The sequence below is a fragment of the Algibacter aquimarinus genome, assembly GCF_039543265.1.
Lineage (GTDB): Bacteria > Bacteroidota > Bacteroidia > Flavobacteriales > Flavobacteriaceae > Algibacter_B > Algibacter_B aquimarinus.
Window position 1 is genome coordinate 20,543 of sequence record NZ_BAABJK010000006.1, and the last position, 24,849, is coordinate 45,391.

Here is a 24,849-nt window from a genome sequence, read left to right on the forward strand (position 1 = left end):
TTAAAATATTACAGCTTAATGTTATAAGCTTTCATTGTAAATTTAATTAAAATCTTTGCTTTTTAATCTTTTAAACAATTATAATAAAGTACTGTTTTAACTATTATTTATATATCTTTAAAAAATATGATAAAAGACACAAAAATTGCTGTATTAATTGATGGTGATAATATTCCATCAAAGTATATTTCTGAAATGATGGAGGAAATTGCCAAGTATGGTACGCCAACTATAAAGAGGATTTACGGAGATTGGACCAAGCCACATTTGTCAAAATGGAAAAATGTGTTGTTAGAAAATGCCATAACGCCTATTCAGCAATATGGTTATACTACAGGGAAAAATGCCACAGACTCTGCCATGATAATTGATGCTATGGATATTTTGTATTCTGAAAAAGTAAATGGTTTTTGCTTAGTATCTTCTGATAGTGATTTTACAAAATTAGCCACTCGTCTGCGTGAAGCAGCCATGGTTGTTTATGGAATGGGGGAGAAGAAAACACCAAATCCGTTTATCGTGGCTTGCGATAAGTTTATTTATTTAGAAATTCTTGCCAACGATGAAGATAATGATAAAGGAGAAAAGAGCGGTAAAAAGAAAAAAGAAAACCTATATAACATAACACCAAAAGTGATTAAACTTCTTCAAAATTCTGTAGATGATGCAGCCGATGATGATGGGTGGGCTTTTTTAGGAGATGTTGGTTCGTTAATTTTAAAGAAACAACCAAATTTCGATTCACGAAACTTTGGTTTTTCTAAGCTAACACCACTATTTAAATCTTTATCGCAATTTGAAATGGAACAACGAGATCAAACAAACGGTCGATTTAAACTGATTTATGTTAAGAACAAATAGAAGAGATTACACAATAGATATTCTAATCTTGTTTATGGTGTTCTGCTTGTTCGTAGTGTTCCTTTATTAAATCTCTACCAAAATCACCATTAAAATCTCTCCATACTGTATGTATGTGGTTAGCTTTATTTTGAGTATTATCAAATTCTATTAAAAAAGTGTCACCTTGAATTCTATAATAGTGCCCTTTAGTAATGTCTGTTGATCCTGCCCAACCAAATTTAATATCATTAAATTCGGCTATATTTATGGCTCTTAATCTTTCTTTAGCTAATTCGGTGGGTATTGTAGAAAGATATTCTTCAATGATAGCTTTTAAGATATTTTGCTGATTTTTATTTAGTGATTTCGCATCAATACCAACTGGTTTTAGTTTAATAACTTCCGATTTATTAGCCGTTATAATCTCTAAAAATGAGTTTTCCTTAAATATGGTTTGCTTTTTTTGTTCACCATTCATCGAAGTAATTAATTTAAAAGCTAAATCTTCTTCTTTGTTTAAAACCCGTTCTCCTTTTCGTTTTCCATTTTTTATCATTGCAGGATTAGTTCCTAAAAATCTTGGAGAAAAAGATGTTTTATCCTCGGCAATAGTAAAATTTAATGATATATGATGTCCTTCAAATGACCAAGACCATATGTTGTCTTTTTTTGGGTCTCCGTAAATTGTTATATAATATTTTAATGGATCTCTGTAAATAGGGTCACCACTAATTTCAGCAAGTACGTTTTCTAAACTTATAATTTTTTGTGTTTTAATATAGCCGACTTCACTTAAATAACTTTTTAGAAGATTAGTAGCTAGTATTTTTTGCTGTTCGTTTAATTCAAAAAGTGCAATGCCTTCTCTTTTAAAAGATACGGCTGGTAGATAGTGCCAAGTTTCTCTGTTTGAATCATCAAACATTAAATTTGCTTTTTCTTTTTGCTCTTCATTTAGAGCATCCAAGAAACTAATAGCAGCATTTGTTTGCGAATTTAATGATGAAATTGAAAGTAAATGAACGCATATTGAAATAACTATTAGTCTAATCATATTTTATAGTATTACGGTAAAAGATATAAGGAGAAACAAATTACACAATATTTCTGATATCAATATATTAGGCAGTTTCTTCCATAGTATGATATACGTTTTGTACATCATCATCTTCTTCAAGTTTTTCTAAAAGTTTTTCAACATCTTCAGCTTGCTCTGGTGTTAGTTGTTTTGTTACTTGAGGAATTCGTTCGAAACCAGAAGATAGAATTTCAATATTATTATCTTCTAAGTACGATTGTATATTACCAAAGCTTTCAAAAGGAGCGTAAATCATTACACTAGTTACTTCATTACCTTCTTCATCTTCATCGGTATCTTCAAAAATTTCTTCAACTCCAAAATCTATAAGTTCTAACTCAAGTTCCTCTAAATCTATGTTCTCGCCTTTAATTTTAAAATTACAAGTATGGTCGAACATAAACACCACAGATCCTGATGTTCCAAGACTCCCATCAGTTTTATTAAAATACGATCTTACATTAGCTACGGTACGTGTATTGTTATCTGTGGCAGTTTCAATGAGCACTGCAATACCGTGTTGTGCGTAACCTTCAAAAATAACTTCCTTATAATCGCCTTGGCCTTTTTCACTAGCTTTTTTTATAGCACGTTCTACATTGTCTTTAGGCATGTTTACAGATTTTGCGTTCTGTATAACGGCTCTTAAACGTGAGTTACTGTCTGGGTCTGGACCACCTTCTTTAACAGCCATAACAATGTCTTTACCAATTCGTGTAAAGGCTTTGCTCATTGCCGACCAACGCTTCATTTTTCTTGCTTTTCTAAATTCGAAAGCTCTTCCCATAATATTATTTGTTATTCCTCAAAAGCAGGAACTTATTAAATTAAACAAATTTTAAACTACTTTTCGCAAATTTAAAAATCTACTTACTAAAAACAAACTATTCTTCTGGTTCTACTATGGCTTCAATAGCTTCTGCTAGTTTGAAATCTTTATTAGTAACGCCATTCGCACCGTGTGTTGATAATGAAATTGTAAGTACGTTATAAACGTTGCTCCAATTTGGATGATGATTAAGCGCTTCGCAATCAAAAGCAATACGACTCATGGCGCTAAAGCAATCTTTAAAATTTTCAAATTCGAATTCTGCATGAATTGCATCATCAAAATATTCCCAATCTGGAAATCGGAGAAGTTTCTTTTCTATTTCTAATTCAGATAATTTATTCATAATGTTAGCAATTTTATTGTTACAATTTACTTATAATTTTAATTCTGTTAAAATATCTTGACTAATTAACTGAAGGTGTTTAGGTAATTTGTTAAACTTAGGCAAAACGGCTAAATATCTATCATTGTTAGTAGTATAAACTCTTTTGTAAATAGCTTTTTCGTCAAGTAATAAACTAGATGCTATTTCTTTTATAAAATCATCATGATGCACCAAATCTGTGCTTCCTAAATGGAAAATACCCGACTTTTTTCTATTTATGATGTAATGAACTTGTTGAGTTACTTTACTATCATTAGTAACATTCATTATTAAATTAGGAAAAACTTCAATAGGCTCTTTTGCTTTTATATTTTGTGAGATTTCATTTATTCTAGGCGATTGAGCTCCAAAAACCATAGGTAATCTTAAAATAGCAACTTGTTTTTTGGGTAAACGTAGGAGCATATTCTCAATTTTTATTTTAAAATGCCCATAAATACTATTGCTATAAGTTTTGTCTTCTTCATAGCTAGGATATTTACTGTAGGCATCAAAAACATTAGCAGATGATAAAAATAAAAGTTTTATTTTATGTGAAAATACATATTCTGCTAGATGTTGATGCATTAAAACTTGTTTTGAAAAATCGCCTCGAAGCGAAGAAATTATAATAGTAGGCTTTACAATATCTAGAATTTCATAAATATCATCTTCTTCAATATTATATTGAAAGAAATGATGATTCTTTTCAAATTGTTTATTGGTAGTAGCGTAAGTTCCAAACGTTTTAAAATAGGAGCAGAGTTCTTTATAAATTGCACCTCCTAAAAAACCACTTGCACCAATTATTAAAACTCTATGTTTATCTTCTCGTTTCTTCATAAATCAAACTTCAAAAGACATTTAAAAAACGGATAGTTTTGTTTTAGTAGTAAACGCTTCTAAAGTTAGCATTCCCAATTTAGAATTTCCTTTTTTATTTAAGCCTGGAGCCCAGGTAGTTATAACAAAATAATCTGGTAGTAAGGCCACAATGCCTCCGCCAACACCACTTTTACCAGGTAAACCGACCTCAAAAGCAAATTCTCCAGCTTCATCATAAAATCCACAAGTAAGCATAATAGCATTAATACGTTTAGCTTGTGTTTTGGTTAGTCGGGCTTTATTTAATAAACAATTACCTTTATTTGCTAAAAAGAAAAATACATTTGTTAATTGCTCACAACTCATTTCTATCGAGCATTGATGGAAATAAAAATCTAGAACTTCTTCAACAGGATTATTTAAGTTATTAAACGATTTTAAAAGATTAGCTGCTGCATAATTTTTAAATCCAGTTATTTTTTCTGAATAAGCTACATCTTCATTAAAATTAATAGTGGTATCACCAGTTATATCTCTAACATAATTTAAAAAATCTTGTTTGGGATTTTTCAAACTAGAAACTAAAATGTCTGCAATAACAATGGCTCCAGAATTTATTAATGGGTTTCTAGGAATACCATTTTCAATTTCTAGTAAAGATAAATGATTAAAAGGGTTGCCACTAGGTTCAACATCAACTCGTTTCCAGATGGATTCACCAACTAATTCCATGGCTTTAGATAAAGCTAAAACTTTTGATATACTTTGTATAGAGAATGGTTTGTTAAAATCACCAATACCATAATGTTGCCCATTAACGGTGCGGAGGTGAATACCAAAATTATTAATATCAATGTCAGCTAATTCAGGTATGTAAGTTGCTACAGTACCTTTATCATTAGTTTTTGAAACATTTTGGTAAATATTACTAAGAATAGCTTTAAAATCAGACATACTAGCTTTTGTAGAAGGGCAATTTTACAACTGTTGCAGGAATAGCTTTTTTACGTATTTGTATATTTATTTTGCTATTTAAATCAGCAAAAACAGCAGGGACATAGCCTAGACCTATACCTTTACCCATTGAAGGACTCATTGTTCCTGAAGTAACTGTACCAATTTTATTGCCGTTGCCATCTACAATATCATAGCCATGACGTGGAATCCCTCTGTCATTTAATTCAAAAGCAACAAGCTTTCGTTCAGGACCACGTTCTTTTTCTGCTTTTAAAGCTTCCGAGTTTGTAAAGTCTTTCGTAAATTTTGTTATCCAGCCTAATCCTGCTTCAATAGGCGACGTAGTATCGTCAATATCATTTCCGTAAAGACAATAGCCCATTTCTAAGCGTAAGGTGTCACGTGCTGCAAGACCTATTGGTTTTATTCCAAAATTTGCTCCAGCTTCTAAAACTTTATCCCAAATTTGTTTTACTTCAGAGTTTTTACAATAAATTTCAAAACCACCACTGCCTGTATATCCTGTTGCAGAAATTATTACGTGTTCGATACCAGCAAAATCTCCAACAATAAAATTATAAAATTTAATAGCAGATAAATCGTGACTTGTAATGCTTTGCATCGATTCAATAGCTTTTGGACCTTGAATAGCTAATAAAGAATAATCTTCACTTAAATCTCGCATTGTAGCACCAACATCATTTTTAGAGCTAATCCAATTCCAGTCTTTTTCAATATTACTGGCATTAACCACCAATAAATATGTTTCTTCTTTAATTTTATAAATAATTAAGTCATCAACAATACCACCATCGTCGTTAGGTAAACAACTGTATTGTGCTTTTCCAATAGTTAATTTTGATACATCATTACTTGATACTTTTTGTATTAATTTTAATGCGTGTTCACCTTCAATTAAAAACTCTCCCATGTGTGAGACATCAAAAACACCAACATTATTTCTAACAGTTTCGTGTTCTAAATTTACACCCTCATATTGTACAGGCATATTATAGCCAGCAAATGGTACTACTTTTGCGCCAAGTGCTATATGAGTTTCTGTTAAAGCTGTATTCTTCATTTATAAGTTCTATTAAAATTTTCTAGAAGTAAAAGTATTGAAAATTTAAATAAAGAACGTTTAATAAAACTTAAATCATTTGGTTTAAAATGAAGTTTTCAATTGACTAACTTTTTAAAGTTTAATTATTTTTTTAACGAAGTAATTATTACTGTTGCTGTTTGATAAGAAATAAACACCGCTTTGTAAATTACTAATATCAAAAGTTTTATTTGATGTTGTGTAATCTATTTTGCGAACTGTAACACCGTGTATATTTTTTAATAAAAGTTGCCCTTGTTCAGGTAAATTACTAATCGTAATATTATCATTAGTTGGATTTGGATAGACTTTTATCTCGTTAATATTTGTTATTTCTTCCAGTGATAATGAAGCGTCAAAACATAAAGATTCACTATTCATTAAATTAAATGCAGTACTATCAGAAACATCTGTTCTTCGCAATACCATTTTATCCATAAAAAAGAAGCTTGATCTTGCATCTACAATTATAGAATAATTACCTGCTGTATTAAAAGTTGCCCATATAAACCTTTGTGAAACAAGATTAGATCTAGAGTTGGTAACAAACTTCCAGCGTTTATCAATATCCCCAGTCGGATCTACGTTCATAAAAGCTTTAATCCAATTGTTAACTTTTGCATCATCTGGACATCCTCTATTTGGATTAGAGTTACAATCAGGTATAGGCTCTATAGCACTTCCATTTGGGTCGTTATTTTGCGTCATATACCAATCATCAGCAATTATTCTCAACCATGCATCATTGTGTTCGCCTCTTTCGGTGCCTGTTCCAATTCTACCGCGCCATGCAAATCTATAGGTACCTGGGTTATTTATTCTAATGTTATAGGTTATGGATGCTCCTGTAAGTGTATTAAAAGATTGTGGTCCATCCCAATAAATATAATTAATAGTAGATCCAGATAAATTTGGGTCCGCCTCACTACCTGTTTTCCAGCTAGAATTGTTCCTAATTCCAGATTCCATTTCAATGATTAAGATGCCATTTTGTTCTTCAAACGGAAGTGTACCATCACACGTTGCTGTTTGCGCTGATATCTGTATACAGAGAAGTGAAAACACTAATAGATACAATGTTTGAATTGTAATTTTTTTCATTGTTGCAATTTTTTCTAATGTGTGTAAATTTCTAGAAAAAAATAAACTATACCATCATGAGGTATCCTGTTGCAGCAACTATTAGGGTAATACTTTATGGTTATAGCTTGTAGAAGATCGAATTTATTACTAAAAGCTCTTATGCCAATAAGAAATCTTTTAAACCTTCATAGTTAGAAATGCCTATCGATTCCTTTTCTCTACCCATTACTTCTTGAATTTGCTTTGGTAAAGGTTGTTCTTCTTTGATGACTTCTATAACAACATCTAAAAACTTAGTTGGATGCGCGGTTTCTAAAAACACACAATGGGCGTTTGGGTTTTCTTTTAGATATGTCTTACTTCCTAAATAACCAACAGCACCGTGTGGGTCTGCAACATAATTGTAGTTATTGTAAATTTCTAACATGGCTGCTTTGGTTTCTTCATCTGTAAAGCTGTATGAAGACACATTTTGTTTTAAGCTATCAAATTTATTTTTATAAATCTCTTGAATACGAATGAAGTTACTTGGCGCGCCAACATCCATGGCATTACTAATAGTCTGAATAGACGGTTTTGGTTCGTATAACTGCGATTGTAAATAACGTGTTACTACGTTATTAGCATTGTTTGATGCTATAAAATGTTTGATTGGTAAGCCTAATTGTTGCGCCATCATACCAGCACAAATGTTTCCGAAGTTTCCACTTGGTACAGAGAATACAATGTCCTCATATTTTTTATGTAATTGCTTGTAAGCAAACATAAAATAGAATAATTGTGGTAACCAACGTGCTACGTTTATTGAGTTTGCTGATGTTAACTGCATTTTACTGGTTAACTCCTCATCTAAAAAAGCGGTTTTCACCATGGCTTGACAATCGTCAAACGTCCCATTTACTTCTAGCGCTTTGATGTTTTGACCTAATGTTGTTAGCTGTTTTTCTTGAATATCGCTCACTTTTCCACTCGGGTAGAGTATAACTACATTTACACCTTTAACTCCTAAAAACCCATTAGCCACAGCGCCTCCAGTATCTCCAGAAGTAGCTACTAAAACGGTAACTTCATTGGTGTTGTTTTGATTGAAATACCCTAAACAGCGCGCCATAAAACGTGCGCCAACATCTTTAAAGGCCATTGTTGGTCCATGAAAAAGCTCAAGAGTTGAAATGTTTTCATTTAGCTGAACCACTGGAAAATCAAAAGAGAGTGTTTCTTCAACAATTGTTTTTAAAATAGCTTCTGGAATTTCAGGAGACACAAATTGTTTAATAGCTTCAAAAGCAATTTCAGAATACGATAAGTTTTCAAAATTATCCCAGAATGACTGCGGTAAAGGTTTTATGCTTTCTGGAAAGTACAAACCTTTATCGGGTGCTAATCCTTTTATAACAGCATCTTTAAATGATGTGTTTGGTGCTTTATGATTAAGTGAGTAATAGTTCATTTTTCTGTCATTCCTGCGAAATCAGGAATCTATTTATTAGTTATTTGCTATGAGATTTCTCCTTTCGTCGAAATGACATAATATTTCTATTTAAACGTTTAGTTTATAATTTTTACACCATTGGCATTAATTTTCGACACATGTATGTCAAATGCTATATCTGTTTTAGAATATACATCATGCATAGCGTCTTTTACTTTATTGGCTGTATCCAATCCTTTACTTAATGAGAAAATTGAAGGGCCAGAACCTGAAATTCCAGCACCAAGTGCACCAACATTTAAAACAGCTTCTTTAACGTTATCAAAATACGGAATCAATTGACTTCTATATGGTTCTATAATTACATCTCTCAAAGAATGGCTAATTAATTCGTAATCGCTTGTGTGTAAAGCATGAACTAAACTTCCTAAATTTGCCCATTGTTCAATCGCATCACTGAGAGGGACTTCTTTTGGAAGTACAGCTCGAGATTCAGAAGTTTTAATCTCTATTTGAGGATGAATAATTGTGGCGTATAAATCATCTGGAGATGGAATTTCTAAAATTTTTAAAGGCGAAACGCTTTTTACCAATGTAAATCCTCCAAAAAGTGCAGGAGCAAGGTTATCAGCATGTTCACATTTACTAGCTAAAGCTTCTCCTTTAATTGCAAATTCTGTTAATTGTGTTTTGCTGAATGGTCTACCTAAAAGCTCATTCATGCCAAAAACACTACCAACGGCACTAGCTGCACTACTACCTATACCACTTCCTGGTTTTATATTTTTATAGATTTCGATTTCAAAACCAAAACTTAAGTCAAGTGAATTATACATGGCTAATGCAGATACCCCAGCCACATTCAATTCTGCTTCAAAAGGCAAATCAAAACCTTCGATTCGAGTTATGGCAATGCCTTTTTTATCAACCTTTCTTATTACCATTTCATCTCCAATACTGTCTAAGCAAAAGCCTAAAACATCAAAACCACAAGATACATTGGCTACGGTTGCAGGAGAAAATATTTTTATTTTGTTCATCTTTTCTATTAAATAATTTTCGGCTGCACTGGAGCAAGAAATATTACTTTCTTTGTGTAATTCCATATTATTAATCGTTTCCTAATCTAATAATATCAGCAAATAATCCAGAAGCTGTTACGTCTGCTCCAGCACCTGCACCCTTAATAATCATTGGTTGTTTAGGGTATCGCTCTGTATAAAACATAACAATGTTATCACTACCTTCTAAATTGTAAAATGGATGGCCTTCAGGAATTTCTTGTAAACCAACACTTGCTTTACCATCATTAAATTTAGCAACATATTTTAATTGACAGTTGTTCGCTTTCGCGGAAGCATATAAGCTCTGGTAATGTGCCTCATCTGCAATTAATGTTTTATAAAAATCATCAACAGTATCACTTTTTAAACCTGCTTCTGATAAAAATGATGTGTTTTCAATATCTTCTAAATTCATTTCTACACCACTTTCTCTGGCCAAAATTAAAATCTTTCTAGCTACATCAACACCACTTAAATCAATTCTTGGGTCAGGTTCTGTATACCCTTCAACACCAGCTTGTTTTACAATATCATAAAACTTAGTTTCATTGGTAAAATTATTAAATACAAAATTTAAACTTCCAGATAAAACAGCTTGAATTGAGTTTACTTTATCACCAGAAGCAATTAAATTACTTAATGTATCAATGACTGGTAGACCGGCACCTACATTAGTTTCAAATAAAAATGGTGCATTGTATTTTAATGATAATCTTTTTAATTCTTTGTAATTATTTAATTCGCTTGAGCAAGCAATTTTATTACAAGCTACAATAGCAATACTTTCTCTAAGATATTGCGGGTATAATTCTGCAATATCTTTATTTGCAGTAACATCAACAAAAATGCTATTACGTAAATTCAATGCTTTTGCGTTTTCAAAAAATCCTTGTAAAGAGGCTTGTTCTCCATTAGCCAGTTGCATTTTCCAATCTTTTAAATTAAGACCTGTTTCATCAAAAATCATAGTTCTAGAATTTGATAATCCTGCAACTCTAAGATTAATTTTCAGGTTTTCTTTTAAGTATTTTTTTTGCTGTTTTATTTGTTCGACAAGGCGTTCACCAACATTTCCAACTCCTGTTATAAATACATTAAGTTGTTTAGTTTTTGCTTCAAAAAACTGCTCATGTAAAGTATTAAGTGCTTTTTTTACATCTTTTTCATTAATAACTGCAGTTATGTTTTTCTCCGAAGCACCTTGAGCAATCGCTCTAATATTAATATTATTTTTGCCTAAACTACTAAACATCTTTCCACTTATACCTTGGTGGTTTTTCATGTTGTCACCAACTAAAGCTATAATCGATAAATCAGATTCAATAATTATAGGTTCAATTTTCCCCAATGCAATTTCATTTTCAAAAACGACATCAATGGCTTCCTTTGCTTTATCTGCATCTTTATTTTCTATACCCAAGCAAATAGAATGCTCTGATGAGGCTTGAGTAATCATAATCACATTAATTTTTTCTTGTAATAATGTTTCAAATAATCGTTTGGAAAACCCAGGTATACCAACCATTCCGGTGCCTTCTAAGGTTAACAAAGCGATGTTGTTAATATTACTAATTCCTTTTACTGGCGACGAAGATTTTATTTCCTCATTTGAAATAATTGTACCAACAGCTTCAGGCTCTAAGGTGTTTTTTATATGAATAGGAATACCTAAACTTAATACTGGTTGCACAGTTGGAGGGTATAATACTTTTGCTCCAAAATGTGATAATTCCATAGCCTCCTGGTACGATATTTTATCAATAGGGTAGGCTTGTTTTACCATTTTTGGATTGGTAGTAAACATACCACTTACGTCTGTCCAAATTTCTAATTGATCAACATTTAAAGCTGCTGCAATAATTGCTGCTGTAAAATCTGAACCACCTCTACCAAGTGTTGTTTGCTCACCAGTTTTAGAACTAGCTACAAATCCGGGTAAAATAGTAATGTTTTGTGTGGCTGTTTCAAAATAGCTTTTTATATTTTGATTTGTAATAGAATAATCAACTTCAGCTTTGGTGTAATTGGAGTTGGTAATTACCAATTCTTGTGAGTTTTTCCTATCTGCAGATAAGCCTCTATTTTTCATTGTTCCAGCAATAATGAAAGAGGATAATCGCTCTCCATAACTCACAAGTTTGTCAGAAGTTTTAGGTGATAATTCATTTATTAAAAATATTCCTTCTAATAAGTTTTTTAAACTGTTATGCCTTTCTTCGGCATATTCTAAAATAGCACTATTATTATCTGGATTTAACTCTTTAATAATGCTTAAATGCTTGTCTTTGATAAATTGAAACGTTTTAACAAAATCTCTGTCTTTATTTTGAGCTTGTTTTCCTGCTAATAATAATTTATCTGTAATACCACCAACTGCAGAAACTACACATGCTATAGAATCATCTTTTCCGTAGTTTTCTAAAATACTGATGACGTTATTTATGTTTTTTGAAGAACCTACTGAAGTTCCTCCGAATTTTAAAACCTTCATGTTTTAATACCTTGAATAATTAAAAATAATGCTTGAAATGTTGTAATTCTTATAAATTACAAAAATAGTCTGCGGAATATATATAACTAGTAACCCCAAAGGGTTGTGATATTTGTAGTTGTACCAAAAGTAGACGTAGTTCCTTTTGAGAAAAAAGAAACAATTGTAAGTGTATTTTGGTTGAAATGATTCATTAATGTTATATAATACCCTCCAAAAGTATTACTTTTAGCCTTATAAAAAAACTAAAATATTTTTTTTACAGTATTCTTATATTCAATGGATTTTGATTGAAAAAAAACAACAATCCATATTAAGAACTGAAAAAACAACAATTAAAATATAGATGAAAATATTCTCTAAAGAGCAAATTTACGCAGGCGATAAGTTAACAGCTGAGAAGCAACAAATATCTTCAACCGATTTGATGGAACGTGCGGGGACGCAAATTTTTAATTGGATGCACATGCGTATGCAAGGTGCACAAGTACCAATTCATGTGTTTTGTGGTATTGGTAACAATGGTGGCGATGGACTTGTTTTAGCTCGCCATTTAATCACTCATGGGTATAATGTTAATACATTTATTATCAATTGTAGCGATAAGCGCTCAAAAGATTTTCTCATTAATTACGATAGAATTAAAAATGTTACAAAAAAGTGGCCCGTACTTTTAAGTTGTGCTGAAGATTTTCCTGAAATTAATCCAGATGATATTATTGTTGATGCTGTATTTGGAATTGGATTAAATAGACCAGTAGATGAATGGGTTAAGAATTTATTTAAACATTTTAGAGCCAGTAAAGCCTTTACTCTAGCCATTGATATACCCTCAGGATTATTTCCTGATAAAGCTATTGAAGATGAAGATGCTGTAGTTTGGGCAGGTTTTACATTAAGTTTTGCGTCACCAAAATTAGTTTTCTTTTTGCCAGAAACAGCTAAATATACTGTGCAATGGGAGGTTCTGGATATTGGCTTAGACCAAGAATTTTTATTTACTACAGAAACTGAAGTCGAATTAATTGGTAAGCATGAAGTATTGCCAAATTACATTCCTAGAGAAAAGTTTTCACACAAAGGACAATTTGGTCATACACTAATTATAGGCGGAAGCTATGGGAAAATAGGAGCTGTAACTTTAGCTAGTAGAGCCGCTTTATCTGCCGGAGCAGGATTAATTTCTGCTTTTGTTCCTAAATGTGGTTATACACCTTTGCAAGCATCTTTTCCAGAAGCTATGGTGATTACCGATACTAATGAAGAAAAAATAACATCTATTAGTTTTGATATAGAGCCAACTGTAATTGGCTTAGGCATAGGTGTTGGGACAGATACAGATACTATTAAAGCCTTTGAAGCATTTTTAAAAACAAATAAAGCACCTTTGGTTATTGATGCTGATGGCATAAATATTCTTTCTAAAAAGAAAACTTTGCTAAAATTATTACCTGAAGCAACTGTTTTAACTCCGCATCCAAAAGAATTAGAACGTTTAATAGGAACTTGGAAAGATGATTTTGATAAACTTAAAAAGGTCAAAACATTTTCTAAAAAACACAAACTTATTATAATTATTAAAGGCGCCAATACTATTACTGTTTTTGAGGATAAACTTTATGTTAATACCACAGGAAATCCCGGACTTTCTACTGCTGGTAGCGGAGATGTTTTAACGGGTATTATTACAGGCTTGATTTCACAAAATTATCATCCACTTACAGCTACCATATTTGGTGTGTATTTACATGGAAAATCGGCAGACATTGCTATTGAAGATTTTGGTTATCAAAGTTTAATAGCAAGCCATGTTATTGATTATTTAGGTGAAGCTTATTTGGATTTGTTTAAACAGCCAGAGCAGCCACCACAGCAAAATCCAGAAGACGGAAATGAACAATAAAAAAAGCCGCAATTAGCGGCTTTTCTATTTAAAACATTTTTTTAAATACTCAATTCAGTAAATAACTCTGTGAGTTTAGAATTTGAAGGTCTAGGTGCATTAGCATCAACAATATTACCTTCAGGATCTATAAGAATAAATCGTGGAATTCCCTCAATTTGGTAGTCTGTTACAAATTTAGATTTCCAATCGTTATCTGCAAATAATTGAACGCCTCCTAACTCTTTCTCTTCAATCATCGTTTTCCATTTCTCATGGTCTGGTAATTTATCAATAGAGATACTTACAAATTCTATGTTATTATCATGAAATTGTTTTTCTACTTTTTTCAATGAAGGAATTTCGCCTAAACAAGGTGCACACCAAGTTGCCCAAACATCTATATAAACATATTTTCCCTTTAAATCTGAAAGCGATGTTTTTCCACCTTTATAATTTTCGTAGTTCACAAACTGAGGTGAAGGTTTACCAGCATTTAAAGCTTGTAGTTTATTATATTTTTCGGTAATTATGGCATTGTTGTCATCATCTGTAGAATTTGCCATATATGTATTATAATAAGTATCTAAGTCCTTTGTATATGTTATACCAAAAGTAGCATGGTCAAACAGTAGTCCGTTTTTAATTACCTCATTATCAATAGAACTTACTGTTTTTAGAAATGCAATATCATTTTCGATAGAATCCTTTTTAGATAAATCTGTAGCTTCTTTTCTGTAATTACTTGTTACCAGTCTTTTATAGTCTTGCGAGAATTCAAAATCATCAACACTATTGTAATCTAAACCTTCTAATTCATTTAAGAAACCTTCTGTTACTTCAAAATCTTGTTGTTTAGTAAAGTATCTGTGTGCACCCTGATAATCACTCAATTTATATAAATATGAATAATTTAAATTTCTTTTTTCTTTTTCTAAATAGTCTCCAGGGATTCCTTTTACACTCTCTAATAAAGCTAACTGAGTGTCTTTTATACTACCCATTTTCTCTTTGTATTCAGCTTCATCAAGACTGTAAGTGTCTTTAGAATTTCCAAAAAGTTCTTTTTGGTTTTTTCGTTTTGAAAGTAGATAATTATTTATTTCTGAACCTTTACCTGTAATAGTAAGGGTATTATCAAAATCTGTTGCATCATAGGTAACATTTAAATTGTAACCAGATTCTAAATGCATAAAAATGGGGTTTTTACCATCATAAAGCACATAAGAATTACCATCTACTGTAAGCGTATCGGCAAAAGTACCATCTTCTGAAACTTCAAGGGTTTTCTCAAAAGTTCTGTCGAAACTTTGTATTGAAAAATCGCCAGAAGCCTTATTTGTTATTTTTCCTGTTACTACAGTGTAGTCAACTTTTGGTTCTTCTTTGCAAGCTGAAATCGTTATTATTAAAGCTAGAATTAGTAATTTTTTCATGAGTTATTGTTTATGTATTTTTTAAAATTAATATTTTAATTAGTCTCAGCAATATATTTTAGTAATTATTAACACTGTTTTAAAGTTTATGAGTAAGTGTTTCATAATCAACTACCTCAGGGATTATGTTTAAAGCAAAAAGTTCTTTTTGAATAGTCATAATAGTTTTTTTATCTATTAAGCTTTGGGACCACTCAGTAATGCTCAGCCATTCTTGAACATCTTCTAACTGTTGCTCGTAACGATTGGCAATTGTTCTATCTATGCTTGGAATATTTTTAAAATCTACAGTTGAGTTGTTTATGATATCTAAAATGGTTTGTAAATCTTTCTTATTTGAATTAATGAAGTCTTCTCTCACAGCAATAACGAAGCAAGGCCATGGTGAAGGGCAGTTATCTATTCGTCTAAAAACACCATCATCTACTAATGGTTTGGTTGTAAACTTTTCCCATAAGAAATAATCGGCATCGCCATTAGTTAGACCTTCTACAGCGCCATCTAAGTTTTTAATAACTTCAAAATCTAAATCTTTTTCTAAATCCCAATTATGGTTTTCAGCATTAATGTATGCCATTAAATGAGAGCCAGAACCATATCTGCTAATTGCTGCTTTTGTTCCCTTTAAATCTTCAACTTTATTATAGCTAGATTTATCTGCTACATGAACACCCCAAACCAGAGGTGTTTCTACGAATGTTTGTACAATTTTACTTGGGTTTCCGGCTATTATATCTTTAATTATTCCCTCGGTTAGAATTACTGCAATATCTATATCTCCGCTTCTAAGTGCCTTACACATGGCACCCGTGCCTCCATAATAATCATGCCACCTAAGGTTAATATCCTTGTCTTTATACTCACCGTTTTTTAAGGTTAAATACCATGCTAAATTAAAATGTTCTGGCACGCCACCAATATTAACTTTCTTCATCAATCCGATTATTTATTCTGTAATTTTTTTAAGGGTATATTCAATTAAGTTTTCAATAACTTCTCCTGGGTTTTTACTAAATGTACCATTAGCTCTATTGGCAATTATGGCGTTAAGTGATAACGCATTATGACCCAACAACTTTGATAATCCATAAATAGCTGATGTTTCCATTTCAAGATTCGAAATGCACAAATTATTATAATTGAATGAGTCAATTTTATTGTTCAGATTTTCATCTTGAAGATTTAAACGAAGTTTGCGACCTTGTGGTCCATAAAAACCTCCAGCAGTAATCGTTATTCCCTTATGAATTTTATAGTTTTCAAAACGTTTTTCTAACGTTTTACTATTTTCAATAATTAAAGGTTTTGCTTTTACATTACTCCAATTAGTGTGCTTTATGAAAGCATTTTCAATACTAGTGTTGTTTATTTTATTTATTTGGTAGGAGTGAAGCATTCCATTTATATCTAATCCGTGTGTGCTTAATAGAAAGGAATCTACAGGAATGTTTTTTTGTAGCGAACCAGATGTTCCAATTCTAATAATATCAATAGATTTTAATTTTTTTTTAGGCTGTCTTGTTTTTAAATCAATGTTAATTAGGGCATCTAATTCGTTTAAAACTATATCAATATTATCTGGACCAATACCAGTTGAAATAACGGTTATTCGTTTGTTATTGTATGTACCAGTATGGGTTTTAAATTCTCGTTTACTTGTTTTAAAATCAATGGAATCAAAATGTTTTGTAACTTTTTCTACTCTATTTTGATCTCCAACGAAAATAACGGTATCAGCTATGTTTTCAGGCTTTAAATTTAAATGATATATGCTGCCGTCTGGATTTAAAATAAGCTCCGATTCTTTAATTGGCATTTAAAACAGATTTAATAAGTTTGTTTTCAGATTTACTAAATTGAAAATCTATTCTGTTTACTCCTCCATAAACTATTTTATTATCAATTTCGAGAGCAAAATTATGTTGGCCAATTAGTGCTTCATGTCCTTTTCTATTTAATACAATACTTTCATCATTAACAGTAAAAAACACTTCTAATTGATCTATAATTCTAGATAATTGCAAATCGCCATACCCATAATACCCTTGGTAGTTTAACGCATAACCTAATAAATGATGTTTCGATGTTATGGCTTCATTTTTTATAATCTCTAAGATATTTCGTTCTATATTATTTAAACCATCAATAGAATTTGGAAATCGTTCTAAATGTGCCTTTAAGCAATTGCTCAAGTACTCGAAAGAGGAAGATTGAACAATAAATGGTTTAAACAAATTGTGGTCTATACCACAATAAATACCCCAAATAGTGGTGGCTAATTCAATATCAGAGGGTTTTAAAAGCGTTTTTTTATCAAAATGTGCTATTAATTGGTTAAAAGATAGTTCGCTCAAACCTTTTAAATTTTTAGAATTGTTAATTCTGCCACTGCATACTAAATACAAAGGAAGATCGATTTTCTTTTGCATTATAAGACTTATAACTGCTACCATATTTATATGGCAAAACAAATCGTACTCAAACCAAAGTATTATTTCTGAATAGCTTTCAGGATGATTTAATTTATCAAATTCCTGTTGAATTTTATTAATATCTAAATCAATATTGTAAAAGTTACTAAAAAACTCTTTTCTAATATCTAAGAAATCTTTTGAATCTATATGCTCTATCGTTGGGCCTTCACATAGTAATTCTTGCCATATTAGTTTATCGCCTTCAAAACCTAGCTCGTTAAGTTTTTTTGTTAAAGCATTACCATTGGTAATGTGTAAAGGTTGTTTATTCATAACATTATCCGCCAACACGTTTTACATTAAACCCTTTATCTTTTAAGATTTGCATAATTTTATCTCTGTAATCACCTTGAATAATAATTTTATCATCTTTAAAACTACCACCAACACTAAGTTTTTTTTTAATTTCCTTTGCTAAAATTTTAAAATCCTCGGTTGCGCCTGTATAACCTTCAAGAATAGTGATTGGTTTTCCTTTTCTTTTTTCGTATTTACAGAGTATAGGGTCATCTTGCATCCAAATATTGTCTTCAACTTCTTTTTCAGTAGATTCTTCTTGAATATGGTCTGGAAATAGATTTTTAAGTTGGTCTTGTAAATCCATCACGTTTACTTTTTAATAAGTCCAAGTTCCACTAAGCGCTCGTTTAAAAAGGCTCCAGCAGTAATGTCGTCAAACTTTTTTGGATTTCCCTCATCAACACAACTGTCTAGTACATCTAATTTCATGTCGCTAATTGGGTGCATAAAAAATGGTATGGAATAACGTGAAGTTCCCCAAAGTTCTTTTGGAGGATTTACAACTCTATGTATTGTAGATTTTAATTTATTATTGGTGTGCCTAGATAACATATCGCCTACATTTATCATCAATTCATCTGGTTGTGCTATGGCATCAATCCATTCACCTTTGTGGTTTTTAACTTGTAGACCACGTCCTTGAGCACCCATTAAAAGCGTAATTAAATTAATATCGCCATGTGCTGCGGCCCTAACAGCTTCTTTGGGTTCTTCTTTTATGGGAGGGTAATGAATAGGACGTAAAATAGAATTTCCGTTGTGTATATATTTATCAAAATACATTTCTTCTAAACCTAAGTATAACGCAAGAGCTCTTAAAACATATTTAGCTGTTTTCTCAAGCATTTTATAAGTTTCCTTTCCAACCTTGTTAAATTCAGGTAGTTCTTCAACTATTACATTATCAGGGTATTCCTGTTTTAATTTATCGTTATCTTCAACATATTGACCGAAATGCCAAAACTCTTTTAAATCGCCTTCTTTTTTTCCTTTGGCACTTTCCTTTCCAAAAGATACATAGCCACGTTGACCTGCAATTCCTGGAATTTCATATTTTTGTTTGGTATCGGTTGATAAATTGAAAAAGTTTTTAACTTCTTTATATAAATTCTCAACTAAAATATCGTTTAGAAAATGCCCCTTTAACGCTACAAAACCAATTTCTTCATAAGCTTTACCAATAGCATCAACAAACTTTTGCTTTTCGTTTAAGTCATCTGAAAGAAAATTATTTAAATCGACACTTGGTATACTATTCATGTAGAAAAATTTATTAACGTGCATTACAAATGTACAAAAACATTAGAAAATTTTGTTTTAGACAATCTTCGATTTTGTATTATAATTTGTTGCTTTTAAATTATATTTGATAAAGAAACGATATCTTTTTTATGAAAACCTCAATAAATATAGAATACGACAGAAGCGGGTTAGATAATGATACACTATTAAAACTCTATAAAAATATTTTAAAACCAAGGCTGATAGAAGAGAAAATGCTCATTCTTTTAAGGCAGGGTAAAATAAGTAAGTGGTTTTCTGGTATCGGTCAAGAAGCCATTTCTGTAGGGGTTACTATGGCAATGAAAAATGATGAGTATATTTTACCTATGCACAGAAATTTAGGGGTTTTTACAACTAGAGATATTCCTTTATATCGCTTATTTGCCCAGTGGCAAGGAAAAGCTTCTGGATTTACAAAAGGTAGAGATCGATCTTTTCATTTTGGAACACAACAATATAAAATTGTTGGTATGATTTCTCATTTAGGTACTCAATTAGGTGTAGCAGATGGTATTGCTTTAGCATCAAAATTAACAAAAGAAAAAGCAGTAACAACTGTTTTTACTGGTGAAGGTGGAACTAGTGAAGGTGATTTTCATGAAGCCTTAAATGTAGCTTCAGTTTGGCAACTTCCGGTCTTGTTTTGTGTAGAAAACAATGGCTATGGCTTATCAACTCCAACTAACGAGCAATATAATTGCAACGATATTGCTGATAGAGGTATTGGCTACGGTATAGAATCACATATTATAGACGGCAATAATGTCATAGAAGTTTACACAAAAGTAAATGAGATTGCTAAAAGCGTTCGTGAAAATCCGCGACCTGTTTTAATAGAATTTAAAACATTTAGAATGCGAGGACATGAAGAGGCTAGTGGAACAAAATATGTTCCGCAGGAACTCATGGATACTTGGGCAGCAAGAGATCCACTATTAAATCTTCAAGCATTTTTAAAAGACAAAAAGCTACTTACTGAAAGCGAAGAAGTTGAAATAAAAGAAAATATAATACATGAAATTAACGAGCATTTAGAGATTTCTTTTAACGAAGACGCTATTGTTCCAAATTTAACCAAAGAATTAAGTGATGTTTATCAAGATTTTAAATATCAAGAAGTTAAATCGAATTCAAAATTTAAAGAAATACGTTTAATTGATGCTGTTTCAGAGAGTTTGAAACAAAGTATGGAAAGACATGATAACTTGATTATTATGGGGCAAGATATAGCAGAATATGGTGGAGCTTTTAAAATTACTGATGGTTTTTTAGAACGTTTTGGTAAAGACCGTATTAGAAACACACCTATATGCGAATCTGCTATTATAGAAACTGGTATGGGACTTAGTATTGCAGGGATGAAAAGTATTGTGGAAATGCAATTTGCAGATTTTATAACATCTGGTTTTAATCCTGTGGTAAACTATCTTGCAAAATCGTATTACAGGTGGAGTCAAAATGCAGATGTTGTCATACGAATGCCTTGCGGAGGTGGTGTAGCTGCAGGTCCGTTTCACTCACAAACAAATGAAGCTTGGTTTACTAAAACACCTGGCTTAAAAGTAGTTTACCCAGCATTTCCTTATGACGCCAAAGGCCTTTTAAATACAGCTATTAACGATTCAAACCCTGTGTTATTTTTTGAGCATAAAGGATTGTACAGAAGCGTAAGACAAAATGTTCCTGAAGATTATTACACACTTCCTTTTGGTAAAGCATCTGTTTTAAAAGTGGGTAAGGGCATCACTATTATAGCTTACGGAGCTGCAATACATTGGGCCTTGAATACTTTAGAAAACAACTCAGATATTTCTGCAGACTTGATTGATTTGAGAACACTGCAACCTTTAGACACAGAAACTATTTACAACTCTGTAAAGAAAACTGGAAAAGCAATTATTCTTCAGGAAGACTCTCTTTTTGGTGGTATAGCTAGTGATATTTCATCTTTAATTATGGAAAACTGTTTTGAATATCTTGATGCACCGGTAAAACGCGTAGCGAGTATTGAAACACCTATTCCTTTTGCTAGTCAGTTAGAACAGCAATATCTTCCGAAGAATAGATTTGAAGCAGCTTTAAAAGAATTATCAAACTATTAATTTATAGTTTTTGCTACTGCTTCAACTTCATCTAAAACACGAAGCAAATTACCACTCCATAACATTTCTATTTCATCTTCTGTGTAACCTCGTTTTACAAGTTCTAATGTAACATTAAAGGTTTCTGAAGCATCACTCCAACCTTCAATTCCGCCTCCGCCATCAAAATCACTACTTATACCAACGTGAGCAATTCCGATTTTTTCTACTAAGTAATCAATATGATTAACAAAATCTGATACATCAACCATTGGAGGGAAATTAGGTAGTTTTCTTGCTTTTTCATTAGCCAGTTTTCTCACTTGTGCTCTAATACTGTAAAACTTTTCTTTTTCTTCGTTATTTAATAATTGTCGCTCTTTCGAATTGTACCATTTTCCACCAAGTGAATCTGCTATTTCAATTCTAATAGATTTAATGGCTTCGTTTCTGGCATCATTTTTTTCTTCATTCAAATACGACTGAAAAGCAACAGTTTGCACAACACCACCATTTTCTTTCATAAGTTCTAGTTGCTCATCATCTAAATTTCTACTGTGGTTGCACAAAGTTCTAGCTGAAGAATGAGATGCGATAATAGGAGCCTTACTTAATTCAATCATTTGTTTCATGGCTTCTTTTGAAGGATGTGAGACATCAATCATCATTCCTAATCGGTTCATTTCTTTTATAACGTCTTTCCCTAAATCGCTTAAACCGTTGTGTAGCCAAACACCATCAGCTTCACCAGTATTACTATCAGATAATTGACTATGTCCATTGTGAGCTAACGACATGTAACGTGCACCTAGGTTATAAAATTTTTCAACATTACTTATATCTAAGCCAACAGGGTAACCGTTTTCTATTCCAATCATGGCTACTTTTTTTCCAGATTTAGTAATACGCTTAACATCTGCTGATGTTGTTGCTAATTCAATATCTTTTGGTGCTATTTCTGTTACTAATTTATGTATGGCATCAAATTTACTCATGGCATTTTCATATGCTTTTTTATAACCTTCGGCACTTAAAGTGTCTTGTCCTGTATAAACTATAAACCAAGCCACATCTAATCCGCCAGATTTCATTTTAGGTAATGTTATTTGTGTATCTAAATCTTGCGTATAGTTTATAGAATCTGTAAAGTTCTTAACATTTATATCACAATGGGTATCTAAAGTAATAACCCGTTCGTGAATAGATTTTGCTCGATTTATTAAAGCTATGGAATCATTATTCATAGTGGAAGTTTCAGAAGATTTTGATTCATTTTTACAAGAAAAAAAAGATAATAAAATAAGAAAAATAGAAATGGAATACCGCATTTGTAATATAGTAATTGGTGTTAGTTTGTGAAGATACAAATTACAAATAAATAGTAATAGTGCGAAATTTGTATATTTAGTTTATGTGTTTCAGGTTTTGTGTAATAATATTATTGGTTTTTAGTTGTAAGAAAGTACCAAAAGAGTTGTACAATTGGCAATCTCTAGAGGTTACTGCAACGGCATATAATTCATTAAAGTATCAAACAGATTCTGATCCTAATATTACTGCTTTTGGAGATAGTTTAAGACCAGGATTGAAGTATATAGCGGTATCGCGAGATTTACTTAAACTAGGCTTAAGGCATAATACCCCTGTCAAAATTGATGGTCTTGAAGGGGTGTATTTAGTTAAAGATAAAATGCATTCGCGTTGGAAAAACAAAATTGATATTTACATGGGGGTTGATATTAAAGCCGCAAAATTATGGGGCCGTAAAAAAGTTTGTATCGATTATGGTACTCCAATTATTGAATAACACTACTTCGTTTCAGCTTCCGATAAAATAAAAGGATAGGCATCTTTTACCTTTTGTAATTCTTCTTTTGATAAGTCTTCGGGTAATTTATTAAATACTTTTTTTGCGTAAACTTTTCGTAATTCAAAATAAGCCTTGGTCAACTCATCTTGAACTTTAATAAATTGATTATAAGATGTGTGTCTATCATTTTGTAACGATATTACTGCTTTTTGAGGGTTGTCAGATGATGATTCTTCTTTCATTCCTTCACAATAATTACAACTTTCGTCTCGGTTATTATCAATAAATTGTTTTGTAATGTTTTTAAGTTCGTTTAATTGAATAACATTATCCTCAACCATTATTTCGTCATTGGAATTAATTGAAATTCTTAAAAGGTTTCTTTCAAAAATATCTCCTTCACAAATAACTCCAGGTGGGCATTCTGCGGGTAGTTTTCTGGTAATTCCTTTATCTTTAGGAATAGCAGCCGTAATTAAAAAGAAAATTAGTAATAGAAATGCGATGTCTGCCATAGACCCCGCATTAACTTCAGGCATTAAATTTGAACGTCTCATAATTATAGTTTATATGTTAATATGCGCTAAGTGTCACAAAAACAATACCATAAAAGACCAATTTAATTAATGCGCATAACGTTTACAGCCTTTCCAAATAGTTGTGTCTGTATTATGAAAGTTTAGAATTCGTCTGCAATTATTTAAATTTTCATTTGTAATAATATCCAAACGTTTCGATATTCTGGGAAAAGATTCCATTTTGATTTTTTTTTGATTTGATTGATGAAAGATTTTAGTTTAAAAAAGACACTACTTTAGTAGTAGCGTCTTTTGTTACTATAAACTACTTTTTATTTTGTTTATTTTACTGTTGCCTTAAATTTTACTGGAATAGAATAAAACCTGTAGTTGTTTGTTTTATTAATTGAAAGTTTTTTTGAATTTAACCTTGTTTTAATAAACTTTGAAATATCATAGTTATTTGAATCACTTGAAATAATTATAATTATATTATTTTCATTTATTTTGAATTTAATATTAACTATTACATCATCATAAACTTTCACTTCTGAAAATTTTAAATATGTTTCAATTTGTTCTGTCACCGACTTTAAATTGTCAGATGGATTATCTGTACTTGCTGAGATTTGACTACTAAAAGAAATTATTGTAGCCAATAATAATGTTTTGATTAGGTTCATTTTTTTGATTTAATTGATTGATGAATGATTTTGGTTTAAGAAGATGCTATTCTATCTATAACGTCTTTTTGTATTCCATTGATTGCTTTTAGTTTTTATTAAAGTTCCTGTTAATTGATTGCTGTTTAACGTTCTCATGATTTTATGTTTTTTTAAATTTGATTGATGAAAGAGTTTGGTTTAAAAAGACGTTATTTTTATCTATAACGTCTTTTTGTGTTCCACTGGTTACTTTTAGTTTCAGTTAAAGTTCCTGTTAATTGATTGTTGTTTAAAGTTCTCATAATTGTTTTGTTTTTTGATTGTTATA

General features: G+C 31.3%; 24 protein-coding genes. 4 read left to right on the forward strand and 20 right to left on the reverse strand.

Annotation, left to right across the window (positions count from 1 at the left end; all coding sequences use genetic code 11):
• Positions 1-126 precede the first annotated feature (126 nt).
• Positions 127-861, forward strand: coding sequence for an NYN domain-containing protein (locus ABD939_RS09245; protein WP_345167456.1), 735 nt, complete (start codon positions 127-129; stop codon positions 859-861).
• Positions 862-883: 22 nt separating this feature from the next.
• On the opposite strand, the gene ABD939_RS09250 is transcribed toward ABD939_RS09245, so the two are convergent.
• The 10 genes from ABD939_RS09250 to thrA form a co-directional block, all read right to left on the reverse strand.
• Entirely contained in the window at positions 884-1,897 is a 1,014-nt protein-coding gene (locus ABD939_RS09250) for a DUF3500 domain-containing protein (protein ID WP_345167459.1), read from the reverse strand.
• Positions 1,898-1,964: 67 nt separating this feature from the next.
• Positions 1,965-2,708 carry a YebC/PmpR family DNA-binding transcriptional regulator gene (locus ABD939_RS09255; protein WP_345167462.1) on the reverse strand — a complete coding sequence of 248 codons (744 nt, stop codon included), beginning with the start codon at positions 2,706-2,708 and terminating at the stop codon, positions 1,965-1,967.
• Positions 2,709-2,805: 97 nt separating this feature from the next.
• Positions 2,806-3,096: a 4a-hydroxytetrahydrobiopterin dehydratase gene (locus ABD939_RS09260; protein WP_345167465.1), complete on the reverse strand. Its 291-nt coding sequence runs from the start codon at positions 3,094-3,096 to the stop codon at positions 2,806-2,808.
• Between the two features lie 30 nt (positions 3,097-3,126).
• Positions 3,127-3,960, reverse strand: coding sequence for a sugar nucleotide-binding protein (locus ABD939_RS09265; protein WP_345167468.1), 834 nt, complete (start codon positions 3,958-3,960; stop codon positions 3,127-3,129).
• 21 nt (positions 3,961-3,981) lie between these two features.
• Positions 3,982-4,896 carry a glutaminase gene (locus ABD939_RS09270; RefSeq protein ID WP_345167471.1) on the reverse strand — a complete coding sequence of 305 codons (915 nt, stop codon included), beginning with the start codon at positions 4,894-4,896 and terminating at the stop codon, positions 3,982-3,984.
• Position 4,897: 1 nt separating this feature from the next.
• Entirely contained in the window at positions 4,898-5,980 is a 1,083-nt protein-coding gene (gene gcvT, locus ABD939_RS09275; RefSeq protein ID WP_345167473.1) for a glycine cleavage system aminomethyltransferase GcvT, read from the reverse strand.
• 114 nt (positions 5,981-6,094) lie between these two features.
• Entirely contained in the window at positions 6,095-7,102 is a 1,008-nt protein-coding gene (locus ABD939_RS09280) for a T9SS type A sorting domain-containing protein (protein WP_345167476.1), read from the reverse strand.
• Positions 7,103-7,241: 139 nt separating this feature from the next.
• Complete coding sequence (gene thrC / locus ABD939_RS09285; protein ID WP_345167479.1) at positions 7,242-8,534, reverse strand: threonine synthase; 1,293 nt, start codon at positions 8,532-8,534, stop codon at positions 7,242-7,244.
• A gap of 98 nt (positions 8,535-8,632) precedes the next feature.
• The gene (locus ABD939_RS09290; RefSeq protein ID WP_345168474.1) at positions 8,633-9,556 is read right to left on the reverse strand and encodes a homoserine kinase; all 924 of its coding nucleotides are present in this window, start codon (positions 9,554-9,556) and stop codon (positions 8,633-8,635) included.
• A gap of 70 nt (positions 9,557-9,626) precedes the next feature.
• On the reverse strand, positions 9,627-12,071 hold the full coding sequence (gene thrA, locus ABD939_RS09295; RefSeq protein WP_345167482.1) for a bifunctional aspartate kinase/homoserine dehydrogenase I: 2,445 nt from the start codon (positions 12,069-12,071) through the stop codon (positions 9,627-9,629).
• A gap of 346 nt (positions 12,072-12,417) precedes the next feature.
• Here thrA and ABD939_RS09300 point away from each other — a divergent pair, with 346 nt between their 5' ends.
• Positions 12,418-13,974, forward strand: coding sequence for an NAD(P)H-hydrate dehydratase (locus ABD939_RS09300; protein WP_345167484.1), 1,557 nt, complete (start codon positions 12,418-12,420; stop codon positions 13,972-13,974).
• A gap of 41 nt (positions 13,975-14,015) precedes the next feature.
• Here the strand turns inward: ABD939_RS09300 and ABD939_RS09305 are convergent, their stop codons facing one another.
• The 6 genes from ABD939_RS09305 to ABD939_RS09330 all read right to left on the reverse strand — a co-directional run bounded on the left by ABD939_RS09305 (position 14,016) and on the right by ABD939_RS09330 (position 19,423).
• The gene (locus ABD939_RS09305; protein WP_345167488.1) at positions 14,016-15,389 is read right to left on the reverse strand and encodes a TlpA family protein disulfide reductase; all 1,374 of its coding nucleotides are present in this window, start codon (positions 15,387-15,389) and stop codon (positions 14,016-14,018) included.
• 79 nt (positions 15,390-15,468) lie between these two features.
• On the reverse strand, positions 15,469-16,323 hold the full coding sequence (locus tag ABD939_RS09310; protein WP_345167490.1) for a substrate-binding domain-containing protein: 855 nt from the start codon (positions 16,321-16,323) through the stop codon (positions 15,469-15,471).
• A 12-nt stretch (positions 16,324-16,335) separates the two neighbouring features.
• Complete coding sequence (locus tag ABD939_RS09315) at positions 16,336-17,205, reverse strand: nucleoside phosphorylase (protein WP_345167492.1); 870 nt, start codon at positions 17,203-17,205, stop codon at positions 16,336-16,338.
• On the reverse strand, positions 17,195-18,136 hold the full coding sequence (locus tag ABD939_RS09320) for a DUF1835 domain-containing protein (RefSeq protein WP_345167495.1): 942 nt from the start codon (positions 18,134-18,136) through the stop codon (positions 17,195-17,197). Before ABD939_RS09320 ends, ABD939_RS09315 begins: the two co-directional genes overlap by 11 nt.
• 4 nt (positions 18,137-18,140) lie before the next feature.
• Positions 18,141-18,467, reverse strand: a complete 327-nt coding sequence (locus ABD939_RS09325; RefSeq protein ID WP_345167498.1) for a translation initiation factor — start codon at positions 18,465-18,467, stop codon at positions 18,141-18,143.
• A gap of 5 nt (positions 18,468-18,472) precedes the next feature.
• The gene (locus ABD939_RS09330) at positions 18,473-19,423 is read right to left on the reverse strand and encodes an isopenicillin N synthase family dioxygenase (RefSeq protein WP_345167500.1); all 951 of its coding nucleotides are present in this window, start codon (positions 19,421-19,423) and stop codon (positions 18,473-18,475) included.
• Between the two features lie 131 nt (positions 19,424-19,554).
• On the opposite strand from ABD939_RS09330, the gene ABD939_RS09335 reads away from it, so the two are divergent.
• Positions 19,555-21,549 (forward strand): alpha-ketoacid dehydrogenase subunit alpha/beta, encoded by a 1,995-nt coding sequence (locus ABD939_RS09335; RefSeq protein WP_345167503.1) that lies wholly within the window; start codon positions 19,555-19,557, stop codon positions 21,547-21,549.
• Here the strand turns inward: ABD939_RS09335 and ABD939_RS09340 are convergent.
• Complete coding sequence (locus ABD939_RS09340; protein WP_345167506.1) at positions 21,546-22,856, reverse strand: dipeptidase; 1,311 nt, start codon at positions 22,854-22,856, stop codon at positions 21,546-21,548. The two genes, ABD939_RS09335 and ABD939_RS09340, sit on opposite strands and share 4 nt — an antisense overlap.
• A 146-nt stretch (positions 22,857-23,002) precedes the next feature.
• Between ABD939_RS09340 and ABD939_RS09345 the strand changes: the two genes are divergently transcribed.
• Positions 23,003-23,335: a 3D domain-containing protein gene (locus tag ABD939_RS09345; protein WP_345167508.1), complete on the forward strand. Its 333-nt coding sequence runs from the start codon at positions 23,003-23,005 to the stop codon at positions 23,333-23,335.
• Positions 23,336-23,337: 2 nt separating this feature from the next.
• Here ABD939_RS09345 and ABD939_RS09350 read toward each other — a convergent pair whose 3' ends face one another.
• The 3 genes from ABD939_RS09350 to ABD939_RS09360 form a co-directional block, all read right to left on the reverse strand.
• Entirely contained in the window at positions 23,338-23,895 is a 558-nt protein-coding gene (locus ABD939_RS09350; RefSeq protein ID WP_345167511.1) for an ExbD/TolR family protein, read from the reverse strand.
• Between the two features lie 66 nt (positions 23,896-23,961).
• Positions 23,962-24,096 carry a hypothetical protein gene (locus tag ABD939_RS09355; RefSeq protein ID WP_345167514.1) on the reverse strand — a complete coding sequence of 45 codons (135 nt, stop codon included), beginning with the start codon at positions 24,094-24,096 and terminating at the stop codon, positions 23,962-23,964.
• Positions 24,097-24,197: 101 nt separating this feature from the next.
• Positions 24,198-24,539, reverse strand: a complete 342-nt coding sequence (locus tag ABD939_RS09360; RefSeq protein WP_345167517.1) for a hypothetical protein — start codon at positions 24,537-24,539, stop codon at positions 24,198-24,200.
• Positions 24,540-24,849: the final 310 nt, after the last annotated feature.

Bases quoted from the DNA above. Each gene is read 5' to 3' on its own strand.
- ABD939_RS09245 (WP_345167456.1), top strand. From the start codon at position 127: ATGATAAAAGACACAAAAATTGCTGTATTAATTGATGGTGATAATATT.
- ABD939_RS09250 (WP_345167459.1), bottom strand. From the start codon at position 1,897: ATGATTAGACTAATAGTTATTTCAATATGCGTTCATTTACTTTCAATT.
- ABD939_RS09255 (WP_345167462.1), bottom strand. From the start codon at position 2,708: ATGGGAAGAGCTTTCGAATTTAGAAAAGCAAGAAAAATGAAGCGTTGG.
- ABD939_RS09260 (WP_345167465.1), bottom strand. From the start codon at position 3,096: ATGAATAAATTATCTGAATTAGAAATAGAAAAGAAACTTCTCCGATTT.
- ABD939_RS09265 (WP_345167468.1), bottom strand. From the start codon at position 3,960: ATGAAGAAACGAGAAGATAAACATAGAGTTTTAATAATTGGTGCAAGT.
- ABD939_RS09270 (WP_345167471.1), bottom strand. From the start codon at position 4,896: ATGTCTGATTTTAAAGCTATTCTTAGTAATATTTACCAAAATGTTTCA.
- gcvT (WP_345167473.1), bottom strand. From the start codon at position 5,980: ATGAAGAATACAGCTTTAACAGAAACTCATATAGCACTTGGCGCAAAA.
- ABD939_RS09280 (WP_345167476.1), bottom strand. From the start codon at position 7,102: ATGAAAAAAATTACAATTCAAACATTGTATCTATTAGTGTTTTCACTT.
- thrC (WP_345167479.1), bottom strand. From the start codon at position 8,534: ATGAACTATTACTCACTTAATCATAAAGCACCAAACACATCATTTAAA.
- ABD939_RS09290 (WP_345168474.1), bottom strand. From the start codon at position 9,556: ATGAACAAAATAAAAATATTTTCTCCTGCAACCGTAGCCAATGTATCT.
- thrA (WP_345167482.1), bottom strand. From the start codon at position 12,071: ATGAAGGTTTTAAAATTCGGAGGAACTTCAGTAGGTTCTTCAAAAAAC.
- ABD939_RS09300 (WP_345167484.1), top strand. From the start codon at position 12,418: ATGAAAATATTCTCTAAAGAGCAAATTTACGCAGGCGATAAGTTAACA.
- ABD939_RS09305 (WP_345167488.1), bottom strand. From the start codon at position 15,389: ATGAAAAAATTACTAATTCTAGCTTTAATAATAACGATTTCAGCTTGC.
- ABD939_RS09310 (WP_345167490.1), bottom strand. From the start codon at position 16,323: ATGAAGAAAGTTAATATTGGTGGCGTGCCAGAACATTTTAATTTAGCA.
- ABD939_RS09315 (WP_345167492.1), bottom strand. From the start codon at position 17,205: ATGCCAATTAAAGAATCGGAGCTTATTTTAAATCCAGACGGCAGCATA.
- ABD939_RS09320 (WP_345167495.1), bottom strand. From the start codon at position 18,136: ATGAATAAACAACCTTTACACATTACCAATGGTAATGCTTTAACAAAA.
- ABD939_RS09325 (WP_345167498.1), bottom strand. From the start codon at position 18,467: ATGGATTTACAAGACCAACTTAAAAATCTATTTCCAGACCATATTCAA.
- ABD939_RS09330 (WP_345167500.1), bottom strand. From the start codon at position 19,423: ATGAATAGTATACCAAGTGTCGATTTAAATAATTTTCTTTCAGATGAC.
- ABD939_RS09335 (WP_345167503.1), top strand. From the start codon at position 19,555: ATGAAAACCTCAATAAATATAGAATACGACAGAAGCGGGTTAGATAAT.
- ABD939_RS09340 (WP_345167506.1), bottom strand. From the start codon at position 22,856: ATGCGGTATTCCATTTCTATTTTTCTTATTTTATTATCTTTTTTTTCT.
- ABD939_RS09350 (WP_345167511.1), bottom strand. From the start codon at position 23,895: ATGAGACGTTCAAATTTAATGCCTGAAGTTAATGCGGGGTCTATGGCA.
- ABD939_RS09355 (WP_345167514.1), bottom strand. From the start codon at position 24,096: ATGGAATCTTTTCCCAGAATATCGAAACGTTTGGATATTATTACAAAT.
- ABD939_RS09360 (WP_345167517.1), bottom strand. From the start codon at position 24,539: ATGAACCTAATCAAAACATTATTATTGGCTACAATAATTTCTTTTAGT.